21 protein-coding genes are annotated in these 24,627 nt (G+C 41.7%); 8 read left to right on the top strand and 13 right to left on the bottom strand.

The window, feature by feature from the left end:
- The 5 genes from Q0064_RS14120 to Q0064_RS14100 all read left to right on the top strand — a co-directional run.
- On the top strand, positions 1–318 hold a 318-nt coding region (locus tag Q0064_RS14120; RefSeq protein ID WP_298148854.1), incomplete at its 5' end, for a T9SS type B sorting domain-containing protein.
- 104 nt (positions 319–422) lie between these two features.
- Complete coding sequence (locus tag Q0064_RS14115; protein WP_298148853.1) at positions 423–1,142, top strand: lycopene cyclase domain-containing protein; 720 nt, start codon at positions 423–425, stop codon at positions 1,140–1,142.
- Positions 1,143–1,196: 54 nt separating this feature from the next.
- Positions 1,197–2,504 (top strand): anthranilate synthase component I family protein, encoded by a 1,308-nt coding sequence (locus tag Q0064_RS14110; protein ID WP_298148852.1) that lies wholly within the window; start codon positions 1,197–1,199, stop codon positions 2,502–2,504.
- Between the two features lie 52 nt (positions 2,505–2,556).
- Entirely contained in the window at positions 2,557–3,807 is a 1,251-nt protein-coding gene (gene tilS / locus Q0064_RS14105; RefSeq protein ID WP_298148851.1) for a tRNA lysidine(34) synthetase TilS, read from the top strand.
- Positions 3,804–5,828, top strand: a complete 2,025-nt coding sequence (locus Q0064_RS14100; protein WP_298148850.1) for a thioredoxin family protein — start codon at positions 3,804–3,806, stop codon at positions 5,826–5,828. The genes tilS and Q0064_RS14100 overlap by 4 nt, the downstream gene beginning before the upstream one ends.
- A gap of 7 nt (positions 5,829–5,835) precedes the next feature.
- Here Q0064_RS14100 and Q0064_RS14095 read toward each other — a convergent pair whose 3' ends face one another.
- The 5 genes from Q0064_RS14095 to Q0064_RS14075 form a co-directional block, all read right to left on the bottom strand.
- Entirely contained in the window at positions 5,836–6,555 is a 720-nt protein-coding gene (locus tag Q0064_RS14095) for a DUF4386 domain-containing protein (protein ID WP_298148849.1), read from the bottom strand.
- A gap of 4 nt (positions 6,556–6,559) precedes the next feature.
- Entirely contained in the window at positions 6,560–7,012 is a 453-nt protein-coding gene (locus tag Q0064_RS14090) for a hypothetical protein (protein WP_298148848.1), read from the bottom strand.
- A 93-nt stretch (positions 7,013–7,105) separates the two neighbouring features.
- Positions 7,106–7,666, bottom strand: a complete 561-nt coding sequence (locus Q0064_RS14085; protein WP_298148847.1) for a Crp/Fnr family transcriptional regulator — start codon at positions 7,664–7,666, stop codon at positions 7,106–7,108.
- 307 nt (positions 7,667–7,973) lie between these two features.
- Positions 7,974–9,437, bottom strand: coding sequence for a magnesium chelatase (locus Q0064_RS14080; protein WP_298148846.1), 1,464 nt, complete (start codon positions 9,435–9,437; stop codon positions 7,974–7,976).
- A 1-nt stretch (position 9,438) separates the two neighbouring features.
- The gene (locus Q0064_RS14075) at positions 9,439–10,545 is read right to left on the bottom strand and encodes a VWA domain-containing protein (protein WP_298148845.1); all 1,107 of its coding nucleotides are present in this window, start codon (positions 10,543–10,545) and stop codon (positions 9,439–9,441) included.
- Positions 10,546–10,681: 136 nt separating this feature from the next.
- On the opposite strand from Q0064_RS14075, the gene Q0064_RS14070 reads away from it, so the two are divergent.
- The 3 genes from Q0064_RS14070 (at position 10,682) to Q0064_RS14060 (ending at position 14,381) form a co-directional block, all read left to right on the top strand.
- Positions 10,682–12,070: an MBL fold metallo-hydrolase gene (locus Q0064_RS14070; RefSeq protein ID WP_298148844.1), complete on the top strand. Its 1,389-nt coding sequence runs from the start codon at positions 10,682–10,684 to the stop codon at positions 12,068–12,070.
- A gap of 75 nt (positions 12,071–12,145) precedes the next feature.
- Positions 12,146–13,267: a TlpA disulfide reductase family protein gene (locus tag Q0064_RS14065; RefSeq protein WP_298148843.1), complete on the top strand. Its 1,122-nt coding sequence runs from the start codon at positions 12,146–12,148 to the stop codon at positions 13,265–13,267.
- 1 nt (position 13,268) lies between these two features.
- Positions 13,269–14,381, top strand: coding sequence for a TlpA disulfide reductase family protein (locus Q0064_RS14060; protein WP_298148842.1), 1,113 nt, complete (start codon positions 13,269–13,271; stop codon positions 14,379–14,381).
- 188 nt (positions 14,382–14,569) lie between these two features.
- On the opposite strand, the gene Q0064_RS14055 is transcribed toward Q0064_RS14060, so the two are convergent.
- The 8 genes from Q0064_RS14055 to asnB all read right to left on the bottom strand — a co-directional run bounded on the left by Q0064_RS14055 (position 14,570) and on the right by asnB (position 24,598).
- Positions 14,570–15,229 carry an SOS response-associated peptidase family protein gene (locus Q0064_RS14055; RefSeq protein WP_298148841.1) on the bottom strand — a complete coding sequence of 220 codons (660 nt, stop codon included), beginning with the start codon at positions 15,227–15,229 and terminating at the stop codon, positions 14,570–14,572.
- A 35-nt stretch (positions 15,230–15,264) separates the two neighbouring features.
- A complete protein-coding gene (locus Q0064_RS14050; RefSeq protein WP_298148840.1) occupies positions 15,265–15,924 on the bottom strand; it encodes a thiamine diphosphokinase in 660 nt (219 codons plus the stop codon).
- Positions 15,925–16,717: 793 nt separating this feature from the next.
- A complete protein-coding gene (locus tag Q0064_RS14045) occupies positions 16,718–17,794 on the bottom strand; it encodes an endonuclease (protein ID WP_298148839.1) in 1,077 nt (358 codons plus the stop codon).
- A complete protein-coding gene (locus tag Q0064_RS14040) occupies positions 17,791–19,008 on the bottom strand; it encodes a methyltransferase domain-containing protein (RefSeq protein WP_298148838.1) in 1,218 nt (405 codons plus the stop codon). The genes Q0064_RS14045 and Q0064_RS14040 overlap by 4 nt, the downstream gene beginning before the upstream one ends.
- Positions 19,009–19,054: 46 nt before the next feature.
- Entirely contained in the window at positions 19,055–19,579 is a 525-nt protein-coding gene (locus tag Q0064_RS14035) for an HAD-IIIA family hydrolase (protein ID WP_298148837.1), read from the bottom strand.
- Entirely contained in the window at positions 19,566–20,321 is a 756-nt protein-coding gene (locus Q0064_RS14030) for a Rossmann-like and DUF2520 domain-containing protein (protein ID WP_298148836.1), read from the bottom strand. Before Q0064_RS14030 ends, Q0064_RS14035 begins: the two co-directional genes overlap by 14 nt.
- Before the next feature lie 239 nt (positions 20,322–20,560).
- Complete coding sequence (locus tag Q0064_RS14025; RefSeq protein WP_298148835.1) at positions 20,561–21,868, bottom strand: amidohydrolase; 1,308 nt, start codon at positions 21,866–21,868, stop codon at positions 20,561–20,563.
- A gap of 1,113 nt (positions 21,869–22,981) precedes the next feature.
- Positions 22,982–24,598, bottom strand: coding sequence for an asparagine synthase B (gene asnB, locus Q0064_RS14020; RefSeq protein WP_298148834.1), 1,617 nt, complete (start codon positions 24,596–24,598; stop codon positions 22,982–22,984).
- Positions 24,599–24,627: the final 29 nt, after the last annotated feature.

Raw genomic sequence — 24,627 nt, 5'->3', positions numbered from 1 at the left:
TACGCACGTGACTTACGCGCTTGTGGCGAAGCATTTACATCGATTACTGTAATCGATTATCCGAAATTCTTCACACCAAACGGCGACGGTTACAACGATACGTGGAATATTTCGACTTTGCAAAATCAGTTTGCTGCACGAATATTCATCTTCGACCGCGAAGGAAAACTGATGAAACAGATTGCAACGACGGGTCAAGGTTGGGACGGCACCTTTAATGGAGCTCCAGTTCCGGCCGACGATTACTGGTTCACAATTCAGTATTCTGAAGGAGGCGTAAACAAAGAATTTAAGGCACACTTTGCTTTAAAACGATAAGAATTATTTACCAACCAAAACTAAAAATCCATGGTTTTGCCATGGATTTTTTTTGTGCTAATTGTTTGAACATCGTAAAAACAGTATTTTTGGCAAAATTGTCTATGGAATATACATACTTGCTTTTTTCCTTTGCCTTTTTAATCGTGTGGATTTTTGTTTTCACTTCGCTATCCGATTTAAAAAAGAGCATGCTTAAAGTTAGTTTCCTTGGAGCACTATCAGGAATACCAGCGCAAAATTGGTACCTGTCCGATTATTGGAACCCGCCAACCATTCTTGGTCAAGGGCACATTTCTGTTGAAGATATCCTTTCGGGCTTCGGAATAATCGGTTGTACGGTTTTCTTGTTTAACGCCGTGTTTAAAACCAAAGAAGTCCCAAGCTTTCAGCCACAAAATAAGCTGTTGACATATCTTTTTGCGCTCGGGATAGCAGGCGTAATTCTCGCGCTATATGTTGGGATAAATACCATGATAGCCACCTCCTCTTTATTCTTGATTATAGCAATATTTATGCTTTGGAAAAGACCCGATTTACTAAACCGAGCAATTATATCCGCACTATTTTCTTTCACTTTAGCGTTCGTAATTTACTTCACAGTTTTTACTGTAATAATGCCCGGTTTCTGGGAAAGCGTTTGGAAAGTTGAATCCGGATTATTGCGAACTTTTTTGGTGGGTGAAGTTCCCTTAATCGAAGCTTTTTGGTTTATCAGTTGGGGTGCTTTTTCGGGAATTGTCTATAATTTCTATAAAGGAACCGTCTCCGTTCCCAGTCGATTTGTGAAACTCGTAACACAAAAAACAGTTTCTACGACTTAGTTGAAAAACTAGCCTTTATACACTTCAAAACGCTAGGTTTCTTACCTTAGCACTATGATTCAACGAAACAGATTTTCTTTTCCAACAATCGACATTAATGTGTTTGAAAACAAGCTTCGCGAGTATGCTCTCACGCAAGAGTACGCCGTACACTTAAATTCTAACGCAAAACAAAATAGTTGCACGTATTCGAAAATATATGCATTTGGTTCAAGGAATGCCTCTGAGTGCCATCGTGCCAATGATTTAAATCAAGCAGTACGCCTTGTGTCAGTTTCCGATTGGAAGTTCCTTGCCATTGCATACGATTTTAAAAACTTGTACCATCAGAATCATTCATCCATTCCTGCAACTATAGCTTTTCCTAAACTTGCTGTTTTTGTGCCCGAATTTGTTTTTATTGTGGAAGATGAAATTGTTTTGGAAACTTTTTTAGATTTCGCTGCCGCAGAAGAATTAGTACATCGAATTGCCAATGTTCAAGAAACAGAACAGTACAAGAATTTAGTTGCAAGCGAGGTTATACCAAAGCTGAGTAAAGCCGATTATCTTGCACGCACAACTAAGATTTTGGAACATATTCAGGCAGGCGATTTCTACGAAATAAATTTCTGCTTTCCGTTTCAAACAAAAATTATTAACCCAAATATAAACGCGCTGTATTCGGCGCTTAATGCAAAATCAGAAGCACCTTTTTCAGGCTTTTTTAAGTGGCATGAAAACGCAGTGATATCGTCATCTCCCGAGCGTTTTCTGCGAAAGCAAGGCGAAAAACTTAGCTCGCAACCCATCAAAGGAACCGCCAGAAGAAGCAGCGAACCGGAAATCGACGAGCAACTTAAAGCAGCACTGAAAAGCAACGCAAAAGAACGCGCCGAAAATGTGATGATAGTCGACTTAGTCCGAAACGATCTTTCTAAAGTCGCAACCAAGAATTCCGTTCGAGTAGAGGAATTATGTGAAATTTACAGTTTCAAACAAGTGCACCAGATGATTTCAACGATTTCCTGTGAGCTTCGCGCAGAAACGAGCTTTTTTGATATTCTGGAAGCTACTTTTCCCATGGGAAGCATGACTGGCGCACCTAAAGTTGAGGCTATGAAATGGATTGATGTCTATGAACCCAGCGCGCGTGGTATGTACAGCGGAAGTTTCGGTTACATAGCACCAAACGGCGATTTCGACTTGAATGTCATCATTCGATCGATTCTTTGCGATACGAAATCGGGCGAAACAACGTTCTCCGTTGGAAGCGCGATTACTACAAACGCAGATCCAGCCGAAGAGTATCACGAATGTTTGTTGAAAGCAAAAGCTATGATGGAAGTTTTAAATCCGATTTCTGTTGAGCAAGTTCGTTAGTCGATTTAGCAAAATCGTTCAGAGGCAATTCCCTGAACTAAACAAGGCGCGCTTGCTTGTAGCAGTTAGTGGTGGAATCGATAGTGTGGTTTTAACAGATTTACTGCTCGCAACAAACTTTTCAATCGGAATCGTTCATTGTAATTTCCAGCTTCGAGGTGTTGAAAGTGACGAAGATGAGCAATTTGTTCGCGCTTTCGCGGAATCGCAGCGGATACCATTTTTTAGCACGCGTTTTGACACCAAATCGTTTGCCACGAACGCCAAAATATCCACTCAGGAGGCCGCCCGAATTTTGCGCTATCACTATTTCGAAGAAATTCGAACTCAGCAGGCGTTCGAGTTTATTCTGACGGCACATCATTTAAACGATAGTATTGAAACCGTTTTGTTTCATCTGGCGCGTGGAACCGGAATCGATGGTTTGTTGGGAATTCCGAAACGCAATGGAAGCGTCCTTAGACCTTTACTGTCTTTTTCTAAAGAAGAAATTCTAGAATACGCCGCAGTGAGAAATCTCAGTTGGCGAGAAGATGCTTCCAACGCAAAGACCGATTATACGCGAAATAAAATTCGGCACGAATTGGTACCGCTTTTTAAAGCTCTAAATCCGAGTTTCGAAGCCAGTTTTCATGCAAGTATTCAAGCTTGGGAACAAACGCAATCGCTCGCTACCGATGCTGCTGCCGCCGTTCTAAGTCAGGTGGTGCAAGACAGTCACGGCCAAAAGAAATTGCACATACCTGAATTGTTGAAGTTTCCTAATTATCGAGCTTACTTGCAATTTTGGTTGGCCGATTTTGGTTTTCATGCATGGAACGATATTTACGATTTACCTTTCGGAGAAACGGGAAAACGCGTTTTTTCGGAGGATTACGTTTTGACAAAAGACCGGGATTTTTTACTTCTTTCTTTGAAAGAGGAGGAACCACCGATACATGTGGAGATCAAAACCATTCCGTTTGCCTTGACAGAACCGATTGCATTTTCGGGCACTTACGTAGAATCATATCAGAAATCTAAACGAACGGAAATATACGTTGATGCCGATTTGATTTCTGGGAATTTAAATCTCAGAAATTACGTACAAACTGATAAATTTGCTCCTGAAGGAATGTCTGCCGGCACCAAAAGTGTTGGGAAGTTTTTAAGAGACGAAAAGGTATCTTTGGAGTATCGAAAGAAAGCACTGGTTTTATGCGATTCACAGCAAGTCATTTGGGTCGTGGGATACCGTGCAAACAGAAATTACCTCGCAACAACACAAACTAAATCAATTCTTAAGTTCACTTTGTATTCATGAAGAAAATACTTTCTTTTTTCGTTTTGCTCTTTGCCTTTTCGGCAGTGGCGCAGGTTGTTCAGCCTGTAAAATGGCAAACTGCTGTTGAAGATAACGGCAATGAAACGTTCACTTTGGTTTTCACCGGAAAGATCGATGCCGGCTGGCACGTTTATTCGCAAACCACACCCGATGGCGGTCCGCTTCCGCTATTGGCAACATACGAAGCTGCGGGAAAAGGTTATGATTTGATTGGAAAAACGACAGAAAGCAAAACTAAACGTGCGTTTAACGATGTTTTTGGTGTGGATGAAGTTTTCTTTGAAGGAAAGGTTGTTTTACGCCAGAAAATTTCCAGAAAAAATCCGAAGATAAAGTCTGTTGTTGCGTCACTTTCCTATCAAGTTTGTGAAGAGAAATGCATTAACGAAGATAAAACCTTTACTTTTTCACTTCCTGAACCCAAAGTTTCCACTCCAGTGGCTGGTGAAAGTAATACGGTAACTGCTGTTGATACGGTTTCAAAAGCTGTTGATACTGCGGCAGTTGGCACCAATGTAAAGTCGTCAAAGAAGGAGGAAAAATCAGCGAAAATTAAAGTAGAGAAAGCTGAAGAAAAGAGTAATTGGAGCATTTTTCTTTTAGCGTTTTTAGGCGGTATAGTTGCCACTATAACGCCTTGTGTTTTTCCGATGATTCCGATGACTGTAAGTTTCTTCTTGAAACAATCGGGAAGTAAGGCGAAAGGTCGTTTTAATGCAATATTTTACGGCTTTTGCATCGTATTGATTTGCGTATTGATTACGTTGCCTTTTCATTTGTTGGAAGGAGCAAATCCAGACGTTTTTTCAGAGATTTCGACCAATGTTTGGCTGAATGTGTTCTTCTTTATCATTTTCAGCATTTTCGCCGTTTCATTCTTTGGCGCATTCGAAATTACCATGCCAAGTGCTTTGGCTAACAAAGTTGATTCGGCTTCGGATCGCGGCGGCAAAATTGGTATTTTCTTTATGGCGCTTACGCTGATTATCGTGTCGTTTTCGTGTATTGGTCCGGCATTGGGATTCGTTTTAGGAACATCGCTTAATTCGGATGGCGGCGCATGGATTTTATCTTTAGCGATGTTAGGATTTGGCCTCGGATTGGCTTTGCCGTTTATGTTTTTTGCTTTAGCGCCTTCTTTACTTGGAAATCTTCCAAAATCGGGTGGTTGGCTCAATACGGTCAAAGTTGTTTTTGGTTTTATTGAATTGGCATTAGCTTTTAAATTTTTATCGAATGCCGATTTAGTGTTGAATACGCATTATCTTGAACGTGAAGTATTTATCGCTATTTGGGTTGCTATTTTCGGCTCGTTAACCTTGTACTTGTTCGGAAAGATTCGTTTCCCGCACGATAGTCCGCTGGATCATTTATCTGTTTCGCGAGCATTACTTGCTGTCTTAACGTTTAGTTTTACAGTGTATTTAATTCCCGGATTATGGGGCGCGCCCTTAAAGTTAATTAGCGCATTTCCGCCACCTTTAACGTACAGTGAAAGTCCGAATGGCTTTGGAGGAAGTGTAACTACCGAAAGTGCTACAGCTTTACCTGATGGTGCCGTTGCTGGTCCGCACGGAATTGCCAGTTTTGAAGAATACGAAGCTGGTTTAGCGTATGCAAAAAAGGTGGGAAAGCCCGTATTAATTGATTTTACCGGAAGAGCTTGCCAAAATTGTAGATTGATGGAAGCCAATGTTTGGTCGGATCAAGAAGTATTAAAAATTTTGAAGAACGAAGTTGTGCTCATCTCGTTGTTTGGCGATGAACGTACCAAATTACCCGAAGCTGAGCAATACATTTCTAAAGAAACCGGAAATAAAATTGCTACCGTCGGGCAAAAATGGAGCGAATTCCAAAGACAACGCTACGGCACGAACGCGCGTCCTTACTATGTTTTGATGAATCACGAGGAAAAGATTTTAAATGAACCTGTTGCGTACACACCGGATATAGACACCTATTTATCTTGGTTGAAGGATGGTGTTGGAAAAATGAAGTAATGTACTTTTAAGATATTTCGGGAGCAATTTCTTTAAATGAAATCGCTCCCGCTGCTAATTTTATACCAAGGATAAATAACCAAATTATCCATAAAGTACTACCTACAAGTCCGGAATATGGAGCTACAGGCGATCCAGGAATTACGGTTGCAACCAGTTCACTTTGAGCAAGAAAGTATATCGCCGATGTTACAAATGCCATAATTGCAAACCATTTAGCAATAAGTTTTAATTTTAGTAATGCATGTGCGAATAGGACAGTCCAAGTAATTGTAAATAATTGACCAAGGTGCTCGCCTAAAGCAACTCCAAGAAACTGATTCATTATTCTAAATTGCATAGCAGTGCTTGCTCGAACTGCTGCGTTTCCTTGCATGTAGTGTTCTGATAAGATGGGTACCACTAATGCCCAGCGGAGCAAACCAATCATTTGTAACACCAAACCAAGAGTGCCCACTGTAGTAATCCAGCGCAGATAAAGTATGCGCTGCTCTAATCTTTGTCCTATTTTGATGTAGGCAACTATTAGTGGCAAACCAAGTAAAGCAAATGCCCACCAAGTAATTATTAGTTTTACACCTCCTTGGTTGAATTTTTCTAAGACAATTTTTACATCGAATCGCAAGATATTTGGATAATCAAAAATCTGCTGAAGAATCATGTAAGGAATTAATACTCCCATACTTCCAAGTATGAGATAGTATCCGCTGCGTTTTTCAGTATTCATGACTTTAAAATTTGAATGAATATCCAATACTTGGTGTAGGGTTAATCTGTAAATCTTTACCATCGGCTGCTAATGCAATGACACCAAGACGTAAATTAAGTCCACTCCAAACATACCAACGGAAACCGGCTTCAAGCCCGATAGCATTCACATCTTTATAGTCTCGGCTCGTTCCACGGAGATAGGATAAGCCACTGTAGAACGATGAGGGCACGTCTTTTTTATCGGTTGCAAGAAACCAGTAAGTAACACCCGATTTAACGAATTCAGTCGTTACACCGCTTTCGAAGTTTGTAGGATAGTAACCAACGTGAACCGAAAACTGTTTCTTTTGATATTCTAATCCAACCGATGGATTTCTAAAAGCATTCACGCTGATTAAGTTGTCCGGATAATTTTGAGCAAGCGCAAGCGAACTAGAGATAAGTGCTACTACTAAAAAGATTTGTTTTTTCATATCGTATATTGTTTTTTATTACGATACAAAACTCAGCATACAGCCAATCATCGAACTAGACAAATGTCTAAATCGAAAAAAACACAGATTGCCTTATTTACTTCTTAGTCTACTTAGATGCCGCGGTGTAATTCCTAACATGGATGCAATATATTGAAGAGGAACTTCTTGTAACAAAAGAGGTTCTTCTCGTAGGAGCTTATTGTACCGCTGTTCGGCGGTAAGCGTAATCAAATCGAACTTTGCTTTGTCGATACAGCATATCTGCCATTCTATTAGTGAAATGTAGAAGTCTTTAAATTTTGGCAATTGCTCTTTAAGAGATTCGACCTCTTTTTTCTCAATTGTCCAAAGAGAAGAAGTGGAAAGAGCACGAATGTTCTCACGGGCTGGAGTTTCTGTTAAATAAGCTAATAGCGATGCAACAAAGGTGTTTGGAAGCGAAATATATGTTGTTCGTTCTTCACCCATTTCGTTAAAGGAATAGTATTGAAACCGACCAACTTCTAAAAATCCGAGCTGCATTGATTTTTTACCTTCGGTAACAAAAAAGTCTCCTTTTTCAAATTGCGTCAATTTAAAGAAGCCAGAAATCTTATCACTTTCACTATCGGAAAAGCCTACATTTTTGAAATAGGCCGCTAGCTGTTCCATAGTTATACGTTTGGGAGTTACCGTAAATGTAAGCTAATATTTGTTTTAAGTCTTTTAAAACGAAGGAACTGTTTTTCCGAGAATTCTTTTTGTTTTGTGAAGTATTTTCAGACTACTCATTTCTGCGACAGCGATTGCAAAAGCAAGCGTACCGATAGAAAACGCAAACAACTGCGGTTAAAAGATGGCGACCTTAGAAGCCCTATTTTAAGCTGCAGTTGTGCATTTTATGAGGTACCTTGACTTGGAAAGCGCGGTGCCCGGCGTTTTTCGACAAACAGTAACGACGCCGGGCAGTTGCCCAAAATTACAGACCGCTCACGTAATTGGCGTACAAATCGCGGAACGTGGTGCTGTTTCGAACCCGATTTTTAGCGAGTTTCTTTTGAGCGGCGAGTCCCCAAAGTAACACCTCGGCGATGAAATAGCGGTCGGCTTTGTCGGCGTTTGCAGCATATTGATCGACTAATTGGAATAGGGCAGGGTTGCGTTCGAGCTCGGCTTTGTAGGCACGATCACTTTGATCTTCGGTTAGAACAATTTCACCTTCGTTGAAAAACCAGGTATAAATATCTTGATAAACGGAAGGTTGATTCGGCTTTTCGAGCTTTTCGATTTTTGGGAAAATACTCGTAAAAATCGACTTAACTGCTTCGTCGAGAATAAGTTGCGCAACATACGCGGCGCCTTCTTGTTCGCCTTCGTAAACCAACTCTACTTTACCAGTAATTGCGGGAATGACTCCGATGAAATCGCCCAAACGAATGGTCGTTTTGTTCTCGCCCGAGCGCAACGTGCGTAACTCGGCAGTGCTTAGCAAATTTTCAAAAGCAGTAACCGACAAACGTGCACTAACGCCGCTTTTCTGATCGATGTATTCACTTTCGCGTGCTGAGAAACTAATTTGTTCGAGCAAATCGCTGGCTAATTCTGGGATGTACACCTGTTCCAAACGCGTATCGGCTGCTGTTTCGTAGGAAGTAATTTTCTTGGCAGTTTCGATATCAATCGGATAATGCGTTAAAATTTGCGAACCAATACGGTCTTTCAAAGGCGTTACGATGCTTCCTCGGTTGGTGTAATCTTCGGGATTTGCTGTAAAAATAAACTGCATGTCGAGTTCCAAGCGAAGTTTAAATCCGCGAATTTGAACATCGCCTTCCTGCAAAATATTGAAAAGCGCCACTTGAATACGCGCTTGTAGGTCGGGTAACTCATTGATAACGAATATGCAACGGTTGGCGCGCGGAATCATTCCGTAGTGAATTACGCGGTGATCGGCGTACGAAAGCTTCAGGTTCGCAGCTTTAATCGGGTCGATGTCGCCAATTAAATCGGCCACGGTAACGTCGGGCGTAGCTAATTTTTCGGAGAAACGTTCGTCTCGGTGCAACCATTCGATTGGGGTTTGATCGCCTTTTTCGGCAATTAGATTTTTCGCGTAGAAGCTTACAGGAGCAAACGGATCGTCGTTAATTTCCGAGCCTTGAACCACGGGGATGTACTCATCGAGTAGGCCAATCATGGAGCGGGCAATTCGGGTTTTGGCCTGGCCGCGCAATCCTAAAAGATTGATATTGTGGCCGCTGAGTATGGCGCGTTCTATTTCAGGTAAAACAGTTTCGTGGTAGCCAAAAATACCCGGAAAAGCATCTTGTTTTGCGGCAATTTTTGCCTTCAGATTTTTCTTAAGTTCTTGTTTTATTGATTGATACGAAAATCCGGCTTTTTTGAGGTCACCGAGGGTTTTCAACTTTGTTAGCTCGTTCATGTTATCTAAGTCTCTTTTTTCTATTGTTTTTATAATCTTCAAAAATCATTTCTCCCAAACCTTTAAGTCCGGTGTAGAAGGCTTTTCCCTGATTGGCTTGCGTAAAGTTGTTTACAAATCGTTGTAAATAGGGGTCTTGCGCAATCATAAAGGTGGTTATCGGAATATGCAGTTTTTTAGCTTGTCGCGCCACGTTGTAGCATTGTTCTACGATGTATTCGTCGAGTCCGTTGCTGTTCATGTAATATCTACCGTCTTTTTCGCGCACACAGCTGGGTTTGCCGTCGGTAATCATAAAAATTTGCTTGTTGGTATTTCGCTTTCGCCGAAGAATATCGAGTGCCAATTGTAAACCTGCTACGGTATTGGTGTGAAAAGGTCCCACTTGCAAATACGGCAAATCTTTTAATTGAACTGGCCAGGCATCGTTTCCAAAAACAATGATGTCGAGTGTGTCTTTTGGATAACGCGTTGTGATGAGTTCGGCCAATGCCATAGCCACTTTTTTGGCTGGCGTGATGCGATCTTCGCCGTAGAGAATCATACTGTGACTGATGTCAATCATCAGTACCGTACTCATTTGCGATTTATATTCGGTTTCGTTTACGAGTAAATCGTCTTCGGTGAGTTGTAAATCGGCTCCGAAATTATTTTGGTGTGCGTTTCGCAGGCTGGCGGTTACGTCGATAAGTTCGGGTGCATCGCCAAATTGGTAGGCACGGTGTCCGCCGGTTAGTTCGTCGCCACGACCGTCGGATTTACTTCCGTGGTTTCCGGTACCTCGTTTGGCTAAGTCGCCGAAGATTTGTTCAAGTGCCGATTTTCGAATGAGTTGTTCTAGCTTAGAAGAAAGCTCGGTTTCGCCACTGCCGTCGGGTCGGATTTCTTGTCGGATGAAGCCGCGTTCGATTAAATCTCGTATAAAATCGTCGATGGTGTATTCGGGAGTTGTTAGTTTATATTCGTCGTCGAGCTGTCGTAACCAGTCGATTGCCTCATCGAAATCTCCCGAAGTATGCACAATGAGTTCTTTAAAAATCTCGAACAGCTTGTCGAAAGGGTCTTGTGGCAGCTGTTGGTAGGCACTAAATTTAAATCCAGATTTCATATCCTAAAGATACGTTTTACGAATGTGAATTGTTTGCGAACGAGTATTAATCTTTAGTTAAACCAAAAACGCACGGATTAACGTTTCTTTGCAACTTTACAAGCATATATGCACTAATTTTGGACAAATTTTGAATATGGTAATTCGACAAATTTATACGCCTTGTTTGGCACAAGCTAGTTACTTTTTGGCTTCCGATGGCGAGGCCGCCGTTTTTGATCCGTTGCGCGAAACACAGTCTTACATAGCCGAAGCACAGCAGCTTAACGCAGAAGTAAAATACGTTTTCGAAACGCATTTTCACGCTGATTTTGTTTCGGGACATCTCGATTTGGCTGCGAAAACCGGCGCAACTATCGTTTACGGACCAAATGCTGCGCCCAGTTTTGATGCCTTGATTGCAAGCGATTCTCAGGAATTTTTTGTGGGAAAATGCAAGATCAAAGTGTTGCACACGCCGGGTCACACCTTGGAAAGTAGCTGTTATTTAATTCATGATGAAGACGGAAAACCAACGTTTTTAATTACAGGTGATACGTTATTTATTGGCGATGTGGGTCGACCTGATTTGGCACAAGATACAGCAGCCGACTTAACTTCGGAGATTCTTGCAGGAATGTTGTACGATTCGCTGCATACCAAAATATGGCCTTTACCCGACGATTTGGTGATATATCCGAGTCACGGTGCTGGTTCGGCCTGTGGGAAAAATATGAGCAAGGAAACCTTTGATACTTTGGGACATCAAAAGCAGGTAAATTATGCTTTGAATCCGAATTTAAGTAGAGAAGGATTTATAGCAGAATTGTTGGATGGATTGGCAAATCCGCCGGCGTACTTTCCGCAAAATGTATTTTTGAATGCTAAGGGTTATGATGCCTTAGATCATGTTTTAGAGAAATCCTTAAACCCGCTTTCTGCCGACGCATTTCGCACGGCAGCCGAGCCAGCAGATGTTTTGATTTTGGATGTACGTCACGAAACAGAATTCACAACCGCGCACATTCCCGGAAGTATTTTTATTGGTTTAAACGGAACGTTTGCTCCTTGGGTGGGATCAGTTTTAGAAGATGTAAACCGAAAGCTCTTGTTGGTAACGCCTGTAGGTAAAGAACAAGAAGCGATTACGCGTTTGGCTCGTGTTGGTTTCGACGGCGTTATTGGCTATTTAGACGGAGGTTTTGATTCGTGGCAAGCAGCTGGATTTGAAACAGATTTTATCGAAAATATTTCTCCGGAAGCTTTTGCTGAAGTTTTAAGCGAAGAAACAACTGTTGTCGATGCGCGTAAACCTTCGGAGTATCAATCGGGGCATGTAAACAACGCCTTGAATTTGCCGTTAGATTCGATTAATAGTGCCATTCATGCCTTTCCAAAATCTAAATTTTATGTGCATTGCGCGGGCGGATATCGTTCGGTAATTGCCGCTTCGGTATTGAAGAAGAACGGTAATCATCATGCCGTAAATGTATTGTTAGGAATGAATGGAATTCGCAAAACCGAATTGCCTCTAGTAAGCGTTTAAATAAGTGTAGAATTGTGGTGTGAAATAGGTATTTTTGCACCTTCAAAACAAATAAAAAGAATTAACTAATTAATTATGACTAAAAAAGTGATTTTCGGCTTACTGGCAGCCGTGTCCATCGTTGCGTGCAGTAAAGTTGGCGAAAATGAATTTATCATTACCGGAGAAGCTAAAGGTGTGAAAGACAGCACGAATGTTGTTTTACAAAAGCAAGATTCTACTGGAATCGTTTCTATTGATACTGTTAAAGTTATCGATGGTAAGTTTAAAATCGAAGGTCAGGTTAAAGAGCCGTACTTGCACTTTATTGCCATTAACGGTATTCAAGGTGGTGTGCCTTTGATTTTGGAATCGGGTGAAATTAACGTAAAAGTGAACAAAGATTCTGTTCAAAACTCAACTGTTGGCGGAACAAAAAACAACGATTATTTGACGCAATACAGCAACAAAAGCAAAGAAATCAATAAGAAAATGATGGCTTTCCAAAAAGCTAACATGGAGAAGTTCAATCAAGCGCGTGCCACAAACGACACAGTTACGATGAATGATCTCATGAAGAAAAACAATCAGTTTGGTGAGCAGTTGAAAAACATGAGTTTTGAACACATCGATAAAAACAAAGATTCGTTCTTGTCGGTTTATTTCATCAACCAGTTTATCAACCAGCCTGATGCTGATTTAGCGAAATTGGAGAAGCAATTCAACGCCTTGACAGATGATTTGAAGAAAACTTCAGTTGGTAAGAAAATCAAAGAGCGTTTCGAAGCCATCAACAATACGAAAGTAGGTAGCACTGCTCCTGATTTTTCGGCTAAAACTCCAGATGGAAAAACTGTGTCTTTGAAGCAATCGTTAGGAAAAATTACCATCGTCGATTTCTGGGCTTCTTGGTGTCAGCCTTGCCGTCAGGAAAATCCAGCTATGGTGGCGCTTTACAACGAGTTTAGTCCAAAAGGTTTAAAAATCATTGGCGTGAGCTTGGATAGCGAAGCTAAAGCGTGGACAGAGGCTATTGAGAAAGACAAGTTAACGTGGACACAAGTTGCAAATTTGAAACCCCAGTCGGATCCAATCGCGCGTAAGTACAACATTTCTCAAATTCCAACTACTTATTTGTTGGATGCAAAAGGCAAAATTATCGCCGTTAATTTGAGAGGTGAGGAGTTAAAAGCAAAGGTACAATCCCTTTTAAACTAATATGAAAAAGCTACTATTGCCTATTTTAGGCTTGTTTTTATTGGCATTTGCAGTTGTAAATGGCGATTTCCAGATTCAAGGAACTGCCAACGGACTCGAAGGCAAAACAATCGTTTTCAGAAAGCAAGACGAAAAGTTAGGCTTAGTGGTAGTTGACAGCGCGAAAGTTGTTAACGGAAAATTCTCGTGGAAAGGTAAAGTAACTGAGCCGGAAATTTATTTTGCCGAAATTAAAGATACAGAAAGCCGTGTTGCTTTCATCTTGGAGAGCGGTAAAATTGAAATCACACTTTTAAAAGACAGCATTGGAAGCAGTGTTATTGGGGGAACGCAAAACAACAAAGATCTGCAAGGATTCAATGTTAAAGCCATGACGATTTCGCGGAAAATTCAAAAATTCCAAGAAACCAATAACGAAAAGATGCAGCAAGCACAGAAAAGCAACGACACCGCTACTGTGAATAGCCTCATGAAGGAGTTTGGGAACTACCAAAAAGAACTTATGAATCTGGCTGCTGAATTTCCAAAGAAAAACCCAAAGTCGTTTATCTCGGTTCTGTTTGTCGACAATATGTTCAATGCGCCTGAAGTTGATATCGAAGAAATCAAAAAAGTGTACAATAGTTTGGATGCGAAAATCCGTGCTACAAAACCAGGTTTGAAAGTATTGAAGAAAATTCAGGATTACCGCTCAGTAAATATCGGCGATCAAGCACCCGATTTCTCGGCTTCTAGTCCAGATGGTAAGAAAATAAGCTTAAAGGAGTCGCTCGGTAAAGTTACCATAATCGATTTCTGGGCAAGTTGGTGCGGTCCGTGTCGACGTGAAAATCCGAATGTTGTGAAACTGTATAACGAGTTTCATGCCAAAGGATTGAATATTATCGGTGTATCACTCGATAAAGACGCAGCTAAGTGGAAAGAGGCTATTGAGAAAGACCAACTTACATGGCCACACATTTCAAATCTCATGTTTTGGGACGAACCTATTGCAGCAACTTACGGCGTAAAAAGTATTCCAGCGACATTCATACTCGACGAAAAAGGTAAAATTATTGCTCGCGACTTGCGTGGTGAAGAACTTCGCGCTAAAATTGCAAGTATTTTAAAATAATACAATTGTTTTAAAGGTTGGAAAGGCTCTCATTTTTGGGAGCCTTTCTGTTTTAGCATTAGCCGATTATAGGTACAAAATATCAATCTAAAGTACTGCTTAACTTTTGCTACTTTTTAGCTGTCCACAAACGTCGGTAACCAACCCTAATTCAAATCCAGTTATCAGACTTTTTAAAACTAGATTTTCTAAAACAAACTAAGCTGCGCATCAGGTTCTAAGGGTTCAGCTACAGCCGTAAGTTTTACTTTACTTCTGTTTTCAAACAAAGATATAGGCTCGCGTTGCAGCCATAAATCTACTTCCTCAGCCTCTAAAACAACGGGCATGCGTTTTTTGCTGTTGTGAATTTCGGCCATTAATTCGTTTGCCTGTGTAGTAATAATTGAAAAGCTCAGAAATCGCTTTCCCCAATTTTCGTAAATATTGAAAATACAAGCGAGCGATAACAAGTTGTCGTTTGTTGCAGAAATTTCAAATAAGCGTTTTTGCTTGCCTTTTGCATCCAGCCATTGGTATTCAAAAAACGATTGTATGGGCAGTACACAGCGGTTGTTCAACGACGACTTAAAAACGGCTTTTTCCGCCAATGTTTCAATTCGAGCGTTCAAAGTATTGGTTTCTTTACGAAAAGCATCGACAGCCTTTGCGAAATCAGGAATGAGTCCCCAAACGCCAAAATCGGCATTATTTGCCAGTATGAGCGGTAGTTCGGGATAGCTAAAACCGCTAATTTTTGCTCGGTGTGTTTCATCGGGAGCAATAGCACCTTTTTTATCTTTGAATTTCTTGCGGTATTGCTTTTCGATAGTCGACAGTTTTTGAACGGGATTTACAAAATAGCACATACCAACTCGAGTTTAATTTTTTTAATGAAAAACGTCTAATCCCAACATTCCATCAGCAATAAATCGCCCGATTCGTGTTCTATTTTTACGATACCGTCATCGGCGGCGGCGTTGCTGTTTCCGTTTCGGTAACCCAGTGTAAGCGATTCGTTATTAAGCGGGTACAGCAAGTTTACAGTTCGAATTCCGTTTACTAAACCAAGGGGAACGAGCGATAATACAGTATTTTTCGGATACCATTTTTCGAAGTTTCGCGGTAAAAGTATCACCCGAGAATAGTCGTCGTAAACGGTGATTTTTAACGATTCGCGATAGGGTGCCAGCAGCGATAAGTTGCAAAAAGCATGATCGGCTCGGCGTCCGGTAGCCCAAACGACATTCACGGCCGGATGTCCGTTTGCAATAAGATAATCGAATGCTTTTTCGAGATCGGTTTTATTCTGATCGGGAGCAGAAACGAAGTTTAAATCAGTCTGATTTTCAGCGATAAGCGTTTGAGTTATCGAGTCGAAGTCGCCCAAAACAACATTAACTTTAATACGTTTCGCGAGCAGCCTGTCGATAGCCCCATCGAGTGCCACAACCACGGGCGACCATTCGAGTAGTTGTCCGAGCAGTTCGTCGCTGCACGCGGCACCGTTGGCAATGATGAGCGCCGGTTCCTGATTGTCTTTAACGATATGATGTGACGACACGAGTTTCAAAATTCTATGAGTTCCAAAGGAAAACAATTCTTTGCAAGAAACAAAATGTACCACCGCCGCAGGTTCGCAAGTGTTGAAATTAGTCCGCAAATAATTAGCAAAGCCCCAAATTTTCTAATCTTTAAATCTTTCAATCTTTCAATCTTTCAATCTTTCAATCTTTCAATCTTTCAATCTTTCAATCTTCCGGCCAGCTATTCCCGCCATTTGTTTCAAGTACGCACCAAAACGAGGTATTTTGCACGTGCAGCTCACGGCTTCTTTTAGTCGCCGCAGCTTTCGGCAAAATAGCCCCGTTTTGCTTTGCGCGCTTTCCACGTCTGTCGGGGCTGTGCAATACGTAACTAACGTAAAGTGCAATAAATAAATATAAAATACCTATATTTATCTCCTCAAATACTCTTGTAATTGATATTTAATTCTGAAGTCGACGTGTAAATTATCTACATTCTCAAAAACTTTTATTTTTTTAATTTATTTTCGGGTGAGCGATAGGAGTGGTATCCTTTTTGGCGTTACGGAATTTCCATTAAATTGTTGCCAAAAAGATATAGCGGATAGCGCGACGGCGGGGCATAGCATTTTTGGCGAAGCGTTACGATACAACCGCCGACACCCCCAAAAAAGTAAATGCACTAAAAATTGAACTATTTTAAACTAGGAACCGTCAGGAAAGATTTTTTAAACAGTTTTTACGATAATCGCTTATTCTCTAAATCTTGAAAATTTTCAAAAAAAAACCGAGAACAGCAGCCTCGGTTTACATTTTTTGATTTCTACAGGTTTAGTTCACAACTAACTTTTTGGTAGTTGTTTCGCCATTGGCGGTTAGTTTTACCAAGTAAAATCCTTTATTCAAGTTCTGAATTTGGTACGTATCGTTAACTTCGGTTGGCTTGTTAATGCGTTGCACGAGTTGCCCGTTGAGGTTGATTACTTCAATAGTTTCCAAATCTACGGATGCATTAACATAAACGTAATCTGCTTTGGCAGGGTTTGGATATATCGAGGTAGCTGCATCGAGGGTGCGCGTTTCGGTGTTCAAGAATAAATTTGGCCAGCGGTTTTCGGCTACAGGTCCGCCCCAAATTAGGGTCGCTAAAACCGGATTATCAATAAACGGATTGCGGTTTCCTTGGCGTAAAGATGCAGGTGCCGTTACTTGAATATACGTATTGCGTTGATCTTCAAACGGCGATACGGGATCTTCGGCATTCCATTGCAAGAAAATCTGCGGCATATTGCTATCAGATGCAATTGTACTTCCAGCTCCAATATTAATTGGTAAACACTGATCGCCATAACGCAAATACATGTACATGATGATACGAGCAACATCGCCTTTCCACTCATCTCCCGGATACCAATTTTGTCCTGTTGTTCCAGCATTACCACTTCCAGCAGCAAACTTTCGGTTGCCTCGTGCACTGTTCTGAGTAACATCGCAAGGGCGCAACATGTGCGGGTCGGCACCCGGACCTGATTGTCCCAAATCGGGAGTACCAACAGACTGTGCGTAAACGTGTTCCCGATTCCATTGGCCAGCACCACCACCGTCGTTGTTTTTGTCGCGAGCACGGTCGTTAAATGCCATGCCATCGGTGCCGTTTTCGTAACCGTACATCAACAATACTTGCGAGGAGTTTTGAGGGTTTAAATCGGTGAACTTGAGAATAGTCCACAAATCGCTGTAACTAATGTCTACCACATCGGTATCTGTTATCTTGGTTGTTAGTGCTGTTTTTAGTGCATTTCCTGTAAGATTCCAGTTAAAACCGTTGTAGTACGCCGCGGGTGCACCAGCTTGTGCAAAAACGCCGGCGGCGACAAATATAAATAGTGCGTTTATAATTCTTTTCATATGCTTTTACGTTCTAACAATGCCATGTAAAATCCGTCGAAACCAGTTTCGTGGGCAAAGATGTTTTTATCAGTTACAAAATTAAAGTTTTTTCCGTGGTCGCTTTCCAAAAATGCAGCTACTTGCTGCTGATTTTCAGATGGTAATATAGAACAAGTAGCATAAACCAACTTTCCACCTGGTTTTACCATTTCCGAGTAGCGATACAATACATCGCGCTGTACTTCGCGAATATTATCGATAAATTCGGGCTGTAGTTTCCATTTCGAATCCGGATTGCGTTTCAACACACCCAAACCGCTGCATGGTGCATCAATCAAAACGCGATCGGCTTTTTGGTGTAGTTTTTTAATCACTTTCGTGGAATCGATAATGCGGTATTCAATATTAAAAGCACCGTTTCGCTTGGCGCGAAGTTTCAGTTGCTTGAGTTTGCTTTCGTATAAATCCATCGCGATAAGCTGGCCCTTATTTTCCATTAACGAAGCCAAGTGTAAAGTTTTTCCACCAGCTCCAGCACAAGCATCGATTACGCGCATACCGGGTTTAACATCGAGTAGGGGAGCTACCAACTGCGAACTGGCATCTTGAACTTCGAATAAACCTTCTTTAAAAGCATCGGTTAAAAATACGTTGGCACGTTCGCGAAGTACGAGTCCGTGCGGTTGCTCTTCAAGATAATCGGTCGCTATATCGAGATCCATTAAAATGGCACGCAATTTTTGAGGCGTCGTTTTAAGCGTATTTACACGTAAAATAACTTTTGCTTGCTGATTTTGTGCATGAAGTTCTTTGGTCCATAATTCTTCTCCGAGTTCGGCGACGGCCATTTCATCCATCCAATCGGGAATGGCTTCACGGAACACACGTTGTTTAGAAAGTTCGTCGAAACGGCCTTTGATTTTTCGTTCAGGCACGCCTTGTAACTGCGTCCAATCTGGAATTGGATAACCGCGCAACACTGCCCATACGGCAAAAATTCGCCACAGGTCTGGTCGGTCGAAGGGCGCTTTTACGTCGGCAATTTCCGCGTATAGTCGCTTCCAACGTACAATTTCGTAAATGGTTTCGGCAACAAATTTGCGATCGTGGCTTCCCCAGCGTTTATCTTTTTTCAAAGCCAATGCAACGACTTTATCGGCGTAGGCATCTTCGTTGAAAATCATGTTCAAGGAATCAATCGTGGTGTAAACCAGATTTCGGTGTAATCTCATGCTATAAAAAAATCAGCCCGCAAAGGTAGCTCATTCTTTTGGAACATCAGTCGTGTTTGCCGTCAAAATACGTGGTCCATTTGCCTTGAACGCGCATCGTTTGTTCAATAACATCGCGCACAGCACCTACACCGCCATTTTTATGCGAAATGTACTTGGAAATGGCTTTGATTTCGGGCGCTGCATCCTGCGGACAAGTTGGTAAGCCAACTAGTTTCATGACATGATAATCGGGAATATCGTCGCCCATGTACAAAACGTGTTGCGGATCGATTTGGTAACCGTCGATAATCTCGTGAAAGGCTTCGACTTTATCGGCCGAACCCAAAACAATATCGGTAATTCCCAAATTTTGTAATCGAATGCGGACGCCATCGTTTTTACCGCCGGAAATTATAATGACACGATATCCTGATTCTACTGCCGCTTTCATGGCAAAACCATCGCGGATGTACATGGTACGCAACATTTCTCCGTCGTTTGTAATGTGAACCTCGCCGTTGGTTAACACACCGTCGACATCAAAAATGAAAGTGGTAATATGATTTAGTAGGTGCTTATAGGATTCCATGTTGATTTTGGATTAGTTCGGAAAGTTTTTGATATAAATTGCGCAATTCCGCATCAGTTAGAGCTTGTACGTGATTTTGCATCGTTGTCTGGTCGTTTCGCAATGCCGGGCCGGTTTGTGCTTTTTTAGGCGTTAATGAAAACGCTTTGTCGACTGTTTCGTAAATCAAAGGTTTTAGAACCTCAAACGGCACATTTTCGGTGTTAAGAATTTCTTCTGCGGAAGCGAATAAAGCGTTTACGAAATTGCAGCTAAACACGGCAGCTAAATGCAGTTTTAACCGTTGTTCTGAGCTTGCAGAGTACAGTTGTGCTTGCAAATTCTCTGCTAAAATTTCCAAGTGTTTTTGCGCTTGACTGGTATTCGATTCAAGAAAAACAGGAAGTTTGTTCCACGAAAGTGTTTTAGTTTTCGAAAAGGTTTGCAGCGGATAAAAAACACCGCGATTTTCGAATCGCCCGAGTGTGCTCATTGCTACCGAAGCTGCTGTGTGTGCAACAGTTCCTTGGAATGAACTTGGAATTTGCTCAACTATGCTAACAATTGCTTTATCGGCAACGGCAACAAGTATTAAATCGGTTTCGGATAGTCGGTTAAATGATGTCGAGCAACTTACCGGAAATCCGTGCACATCCGGATTTCTTCCGACAACTTCGACGAGTTTAAGCGTTTTACAATCGGCAATAGCCTGAGCCAAATGAAAGGCGACGTTTCCGGTACCGACTATTGAAATGTGCAACATGGAGGTAAAGGTACAAATTTGATTGTTTTTCTAGAAAGTAGTCGCTATAGCTGTAAAGTTACGTTTCATGTTTGCGATTCTTTACCTTTTCTTTATCGAGATTGGCTGAAACAGCTTTACGAAAGGTTGTTTTTGACTTTCAAACGAGTTTCTTGGTTTTTGGCAGGGAAAAAGGTTTCGTTTTTTTGCTTGTTGAAGAAACCAAAGCAGCAAGTTAAAAACCAGTGTGTTTGTGCGAATTACTTTCCGTAATCGAAAACTAACTGGCAGAAAGCAACAATACCAAGTTTAAACGAGCTATCGTCGAGCATAAAGTCGGGTGTGTGATGCGGCCCAGCGGTTTTTACATCTTTACCTTTCGGCATACCGCCTAAGAAGAAAAATAGTCCTGGGACTTTTTCAGCAAAGAATGAAAAATCTTCCGAGCCGGTTTTCGCAGGAATAAGTTTCACATTGTCAACGCCGGCAGCTTTTCTTAAACTCGGCAGCATTTTTTCGGTAAGCGATTCATTGTTAAATGTTACGGGATATTTAACGGAAAACGGCAATTCTACAACTGCGGTAGCGCCTGCAGCCTCGGCAGTTTTTTCGGCAATTTGTCGAATACGACTGTATATCAGCTGTTCATCGGATTCTGTAAAAGCACGTACATTACCGATAAGTTCAACTTTTTCTGAAATGATGTTATGTCGATTTCCTCCGTGAATGGCCCCCACGGTTACTACTGCGGCGTTTTCGGTAATGTTTACGTTTCGACTTACAATTGTTTGCAAGGCCATAACTACTTGTGCAGCAACCGGAATCGGATCAACTGCCAACCACGGCTGCGATCCGTGACTGGGCTTACCTACAATTGTTATTTTAAAATCGCCTACACCGGCCATAATTCCGGCAGGTCGATAGGTAATGGTTCCCGTTTCAATCATCGAATCCATGTGCAATCCGAAAATAACATCTACTTTTGGATTTTCCAATACACCTTCTTTCACCATAAGTTTAGCACCCCCTTCTTCGCCTTTTGGTGCTCCTTCCTCGGCAGGTTGGAAAATGAATTTCACCGTACTCGTTAACTGATTTTTCATGCTTGAAAGCACTTCGGCTACACCCAACAAAATTGCGACATGGGCATCGTGTCCACAAGCGTGCATTACAGGCGTTTCAGAACCGTTATACGTGGTACGCACTTTAGAAGCAAAAGGAAGGTTGTTACGTTCTTCCACAGGTAGAGCATCCATATCTGCTCGAAGGGCAATCACCGGACCGGGTTTTGCCCCTTTTAAAATTCCTACAACACCAGTTACCCCTACTTGAGTTTTTACTTCGAAACCTAACGATCGGAGGTGGGTTGCTATTAAAGCTGCTGTTCGCACTTCTCGATTTCCCAGCTCCGGATTCTGATGTATGTCGTGTCGCCACGCGATCACTTTCGATTCAATTTCCGTAGCCTTGCGCTTTATCTCGTCAGTTAAATTGTTTTTTTGTCCATATACAAGTGCGCTAAAAAAAGCAAGTAAATAAAACAGCTCGATGTTTCGTTGGGTGTGCATGTGTTGTTTAGTTGGAATAAATCGGTTGCTAAAGTTAATGGATTTTGATAGGAAAATACTTTTAGAACCGATAGTTCGCTCCGAAAAGGGAAAAAGTTTTTAGGATTAGAGTCTCAAAATTATAGGAACAAACTTCGATAAAATACTGCTGTTAGTTATCTTTTTGCTCGCCCGAACCCACTTTCGTTGAAGTCCGAGCCTGTCGTATGCAGCGTTGTGTACATTGTGTAAAACTTCGTGAAACATTGGGGTATTTTTATGAAGCTAGAAGCTAGTCCCGATGGCTATCGGGAGAGAAGCTAGACTTCGTGACGTTCACCACTTAACTTATCGTTTTGCCCAATCCAAACCACAATTCGTGGGAGCCTGAGCCTGTCGTATGCAGCGTTGTGTACATTGTGTAAAACTTCGTGAAACATTGTGCTCCCTCGACGCGTAAGCTTGTCGAAAGTTAGTTCCTGAGCTTGTCGAAGGCTAAACCGCAAAGGACGCAAAGATTTCCGCAAAGTGCGCCAAGTGGAACTTTTGTAGTATCAAGATTAGCGTATTAAGTATTAAGACTTTGATGCATTCACCACTTGACGTGTCATTTTCCCAACCTAAACGCACGTATCGTCGGAGCCTGAGCGTGTCGAAGGCAAGAGAATTATTTTTGGGAAATGACACGTTCTGTGTTTTCCTCAGCGGCGCCGTATTCAGCAAGATTCGGTGTGGTTCGGTGTTTTCTGTGCGCTAGAGAAGTTCGGAACGTCAGCTTGTAAAAGGTGGCGTTGTGTCCCTAGTGAAAAACATGGTGAAACATTGTGCTCCCTCGACGCGTAAGCTTGTCGAAGGTTAGTTCCTGAGCTTGTCGAAGGCTAACCGCAAAGATTTACGCAAAGTTCGCAAAGACGTTTTTTACCTTTTTCCCTTCTGATAGGTATCGGAGTTCGCTTTTTTAGCTTTTTTCGCTTTCTTAGCTTTTTTAGCTTTTTTAGCTTCTTTAGCTTTTTTAGCTTTTTTCTATTTTCTTATATTTTTCAATCTTTCAATCTTTCAATCTTTCAATCTTTCAATCTTTCAATCTTTCAATCTTTCAATCTTTCAATCTTTCAATCTTTCAATTGAAATTCGCTATGCGTGTTCGATCGATTTTGCAATTTCCACATCGGCATGTACGTGTGCAGCATTGGCGCGGCCGCTTGGATCTTGGTTTTCTTGCCATTTCGGAATCCATTTACGAACCGTTTGCGCAGCGCTTTGCTGTGGATAATATTTATGGAAAATACTGCGATAAAAATACGCTTCCTTGGTCGCCGGCGTGTTGTATGGGAACAATTTTTCGGCCTCCGCCATTTGCAAATCGCTTACCTGCGACGCACAATATTCAATTAACGTATCGATCCAGCTGTAGCCCACACCATCGGAAAACTGCTCTTTTTGTCGCCATAATACCGACTCCGGTAAAAACGGATCTTCTGGTGTATGAAACGCTTTACGTAAAATATATTTCTCTCGACCTTCGTAAGTTTTTGGCTGCTTTTCTACCGGATCAATCTGCATCGCAATATCTAAAAATGCTTTGTCTAAGAACGGAACGCGCGCTTCCAATCCGTGCGCCATGGTCGATTTGTCGGCGCGAAGAAGGTCGGCAGTAAACAACTTTTGTACGCGTTCTACCGTTTCTTTTCTGAAATCTTCAGCAGTTGGCGCGTTGCGGAAATACAAATAACCTCCGAAAACTTCATCGGCTCCTTCGCCAGAGAGTACCACTTTTACGCCCATGTCTGTAATGGCTTTTGATAAGAAAAACATGGGCGTACTGGCGCGAACCGAAGTTACATCATAGGTTTCGAGATGCCAGATGAGCTTTTCAAGAATAGCAATTCCTTGCTCAATCGTAAAGTGGATTTCGTGGTGTTCGGTTCCGAGAAATGCAGCAACGTCGCGAGCTGCTGCGGCATCTGGGGCTGATGCATCGAGACCGATTGAAAATGATTTTAACTTTTTCCCCTGTTTTTTTAGCAAACGCGCTGCAATAGCCGAGGTTAGGGAAGAGTCTAAACCTCCCGATAACAGCACACCAATAGGCACATCGCTCATCAATCGTTTTTGCGTTGCGGCAATTAAACCTTCGCGAATGGCTGCGTAATCTACAGCAACGGCTTCACTTTGTAAATCTTCGTATTTAGGTCTGTAATATTTCACAAAACCCGTTTCTGGAGTGTAATAGTGACCGGGAGGGAAGGTCGAAAATGTTTTACACTGATCAGCAATTGCTTTCATTTCTGAAGCAAAATAGGTTCTACCGCGCTCGTCGGCACCATAATACAAAGGCTTAACACCTAATGGGTCGCGACCCGCAATAAAATCATCGCCATCAACAACAACAAAGGCAAAGTCGCCGTCGAGCTTGTCTACAAAATCGTATTTGAATTTCTCGTACAAGCGCACAATGATTTCAGAATCCGATTTCGTTCTAAACGTATCGTGGGCAAAGTACGCTTGCTTAAGCAGTTGGTAATTATAAATCTCGCCGTTATGGATCATCCAAGCGGAACCGCTACCTTGAATGGGTTGTTTTCCTGAATGTAAATCGATAATCGATAAACGTTCATGGGCCAAGATATGTCCAGATTCAGTTACGTGGATATCACTTTCATCGGGTCCGCGGTGCGACATTCGTTTCGACAGTTGTGCAACTAGTTTTTCATCTTTTCCTTTTCCTATAACGGCTAATATTCCACACATAATTTTATTGCTTTAAATCTGTTGCAAAT

Source organism: Flavobacterium sp., from assembly GCF_027490375.1.
Taxonomy (GTDB): Bacteria; Bacteroidota; Bacteroidia; order Flavobacteriales; family Flavobacteriaceae; genus Flavobacterium.
This window is presented reverse-complemented; position numbering and strand designations above follow the sequence as displayed.

Bases quoted from the DNA above. Each gene is read 5' to 3' on its own strand.
- Q0064_RS14035 (WP_298148837.1), bottom strand. From the start codon at position 19,579: ATGGAATCCTATAAGCACCTACTAAATCATATTACCACTTTCATTTTT.
- asnB (WP_298148834.1), bottom strand. From the start codon at position 24,598: ATGTGTGGAATATTAGCCGTTATAGGAAAAGGAAAAGATGAAAAACTA.
- Q0064_RS14090 (WP_298148848.1), bottom strand. From the start codon at position 7,012: ATGAAAAAACAAATCTTTTTAGTAGTAGCACTTATCTCTAGTTCGCTT.
- Q0064_RS14080 (WP_298148846.1), bottom strand. From the start codon at position 9,437: ATGAACGAGCTAACAAAGTTGAAAACCCTCGGTGACCTCAAAAAAGCC.
- Q0064_RS14075 (WP_298148845.1), bottom strand. From the start codon at position 10,545: ATGAAATCTGGATTTAAATTTAGTGCCTACCAACAGCTGCCACAAGAC.
- Q0064_RS14065 (WP_298148843.1), top strand. From the start codon at position 12,146: ATGACTAAAAAAGTGATTTTCGGCTTACTGGCAGCCGTGTCCATCGTT.
- Q0064_RS14100 (WP_298148850.1), top strand. From the start codon at position 3,804: ATGAAGAAAATACTTTCTTTTTTCGTTTTGCTCTTTGCCTTTTCGGCA.
- Q0064_RS14110 (WP_298148852.1), top strand. From the start codon at position 1,197: ATGATTCAACGAAACAGATTTTCTTTTCCAACAATCGACATTAATGTG.
- Q0064_RS14045 (WP_298148839.1), bottom strand. From the start codon at position 17,794: ATGAAAAGAATTATAAACGCACTATTTATATTTGTCGCCGCCGGCGTT.
- Q0064_RS14060 (WP_298148842.1), top strand. From the start codon at position 13,269: ATGAAAAAGCTACTATTGCCTATTTTAGGCTTGTTTTTATTGGCATTT.
- Q0064_RS14085 (WP_298148847.1), bottom strand. From the start codon at position 7,666: ATGGAACAGCTAGCGGCCTATTTCAAAAATGTAGGCTTTTCCGATAGT.
- Q0064_RS14095 (WP_298148849.1), bottom strand. From the start codon at position 6,555: ATGAATACTGAAAAACGCAGCGGATACTATCTCATACTTGGAAGTATG.
- Q0064_RS14040 (WP_298148838.1), bottom strand. From the start codon at position 19,008: ATGAGATTACACCGAAATCTGGTTTACACCACGATTGATTCCTTGAAC.
- Q0064_RS14025 (WP_298148835.1), bottom strand. From the start codon at position 21,868: ATGCACACCCAACGAAACATCGAGCTGTTTTATTTACTTGCTTTTTTT.
- Q0064_RS14070 (WP_298148844.1), top strand. From the start codon at position 10,682: ATGGTAATTCGACAAATTTATACGCCTTGTTTGGCACAAGCTAGTTAC.
- Q0064_RS14030 (WP_298148836.1), bottom strand. From the start codon at position 20,321: ATGTTGCACATTTCAATAGTCGGTACCGGAAACGTCGCCTTTCATTTG.
- Q0064_RS14115 (WP_298148853.1), top strand. From the start codon at position 423: ATGGAATATACATACTTGCTTTTTTCCTTTGCCTTTTTAATCGTGTGG.
- Q0064_RS14055 (WP_298148841.1), bottom strand. From the start codon at position 15,229: ATGTGCTATTTTGTAAATCCCGTTCAAAAACTGTCGACTATCGAAAAG.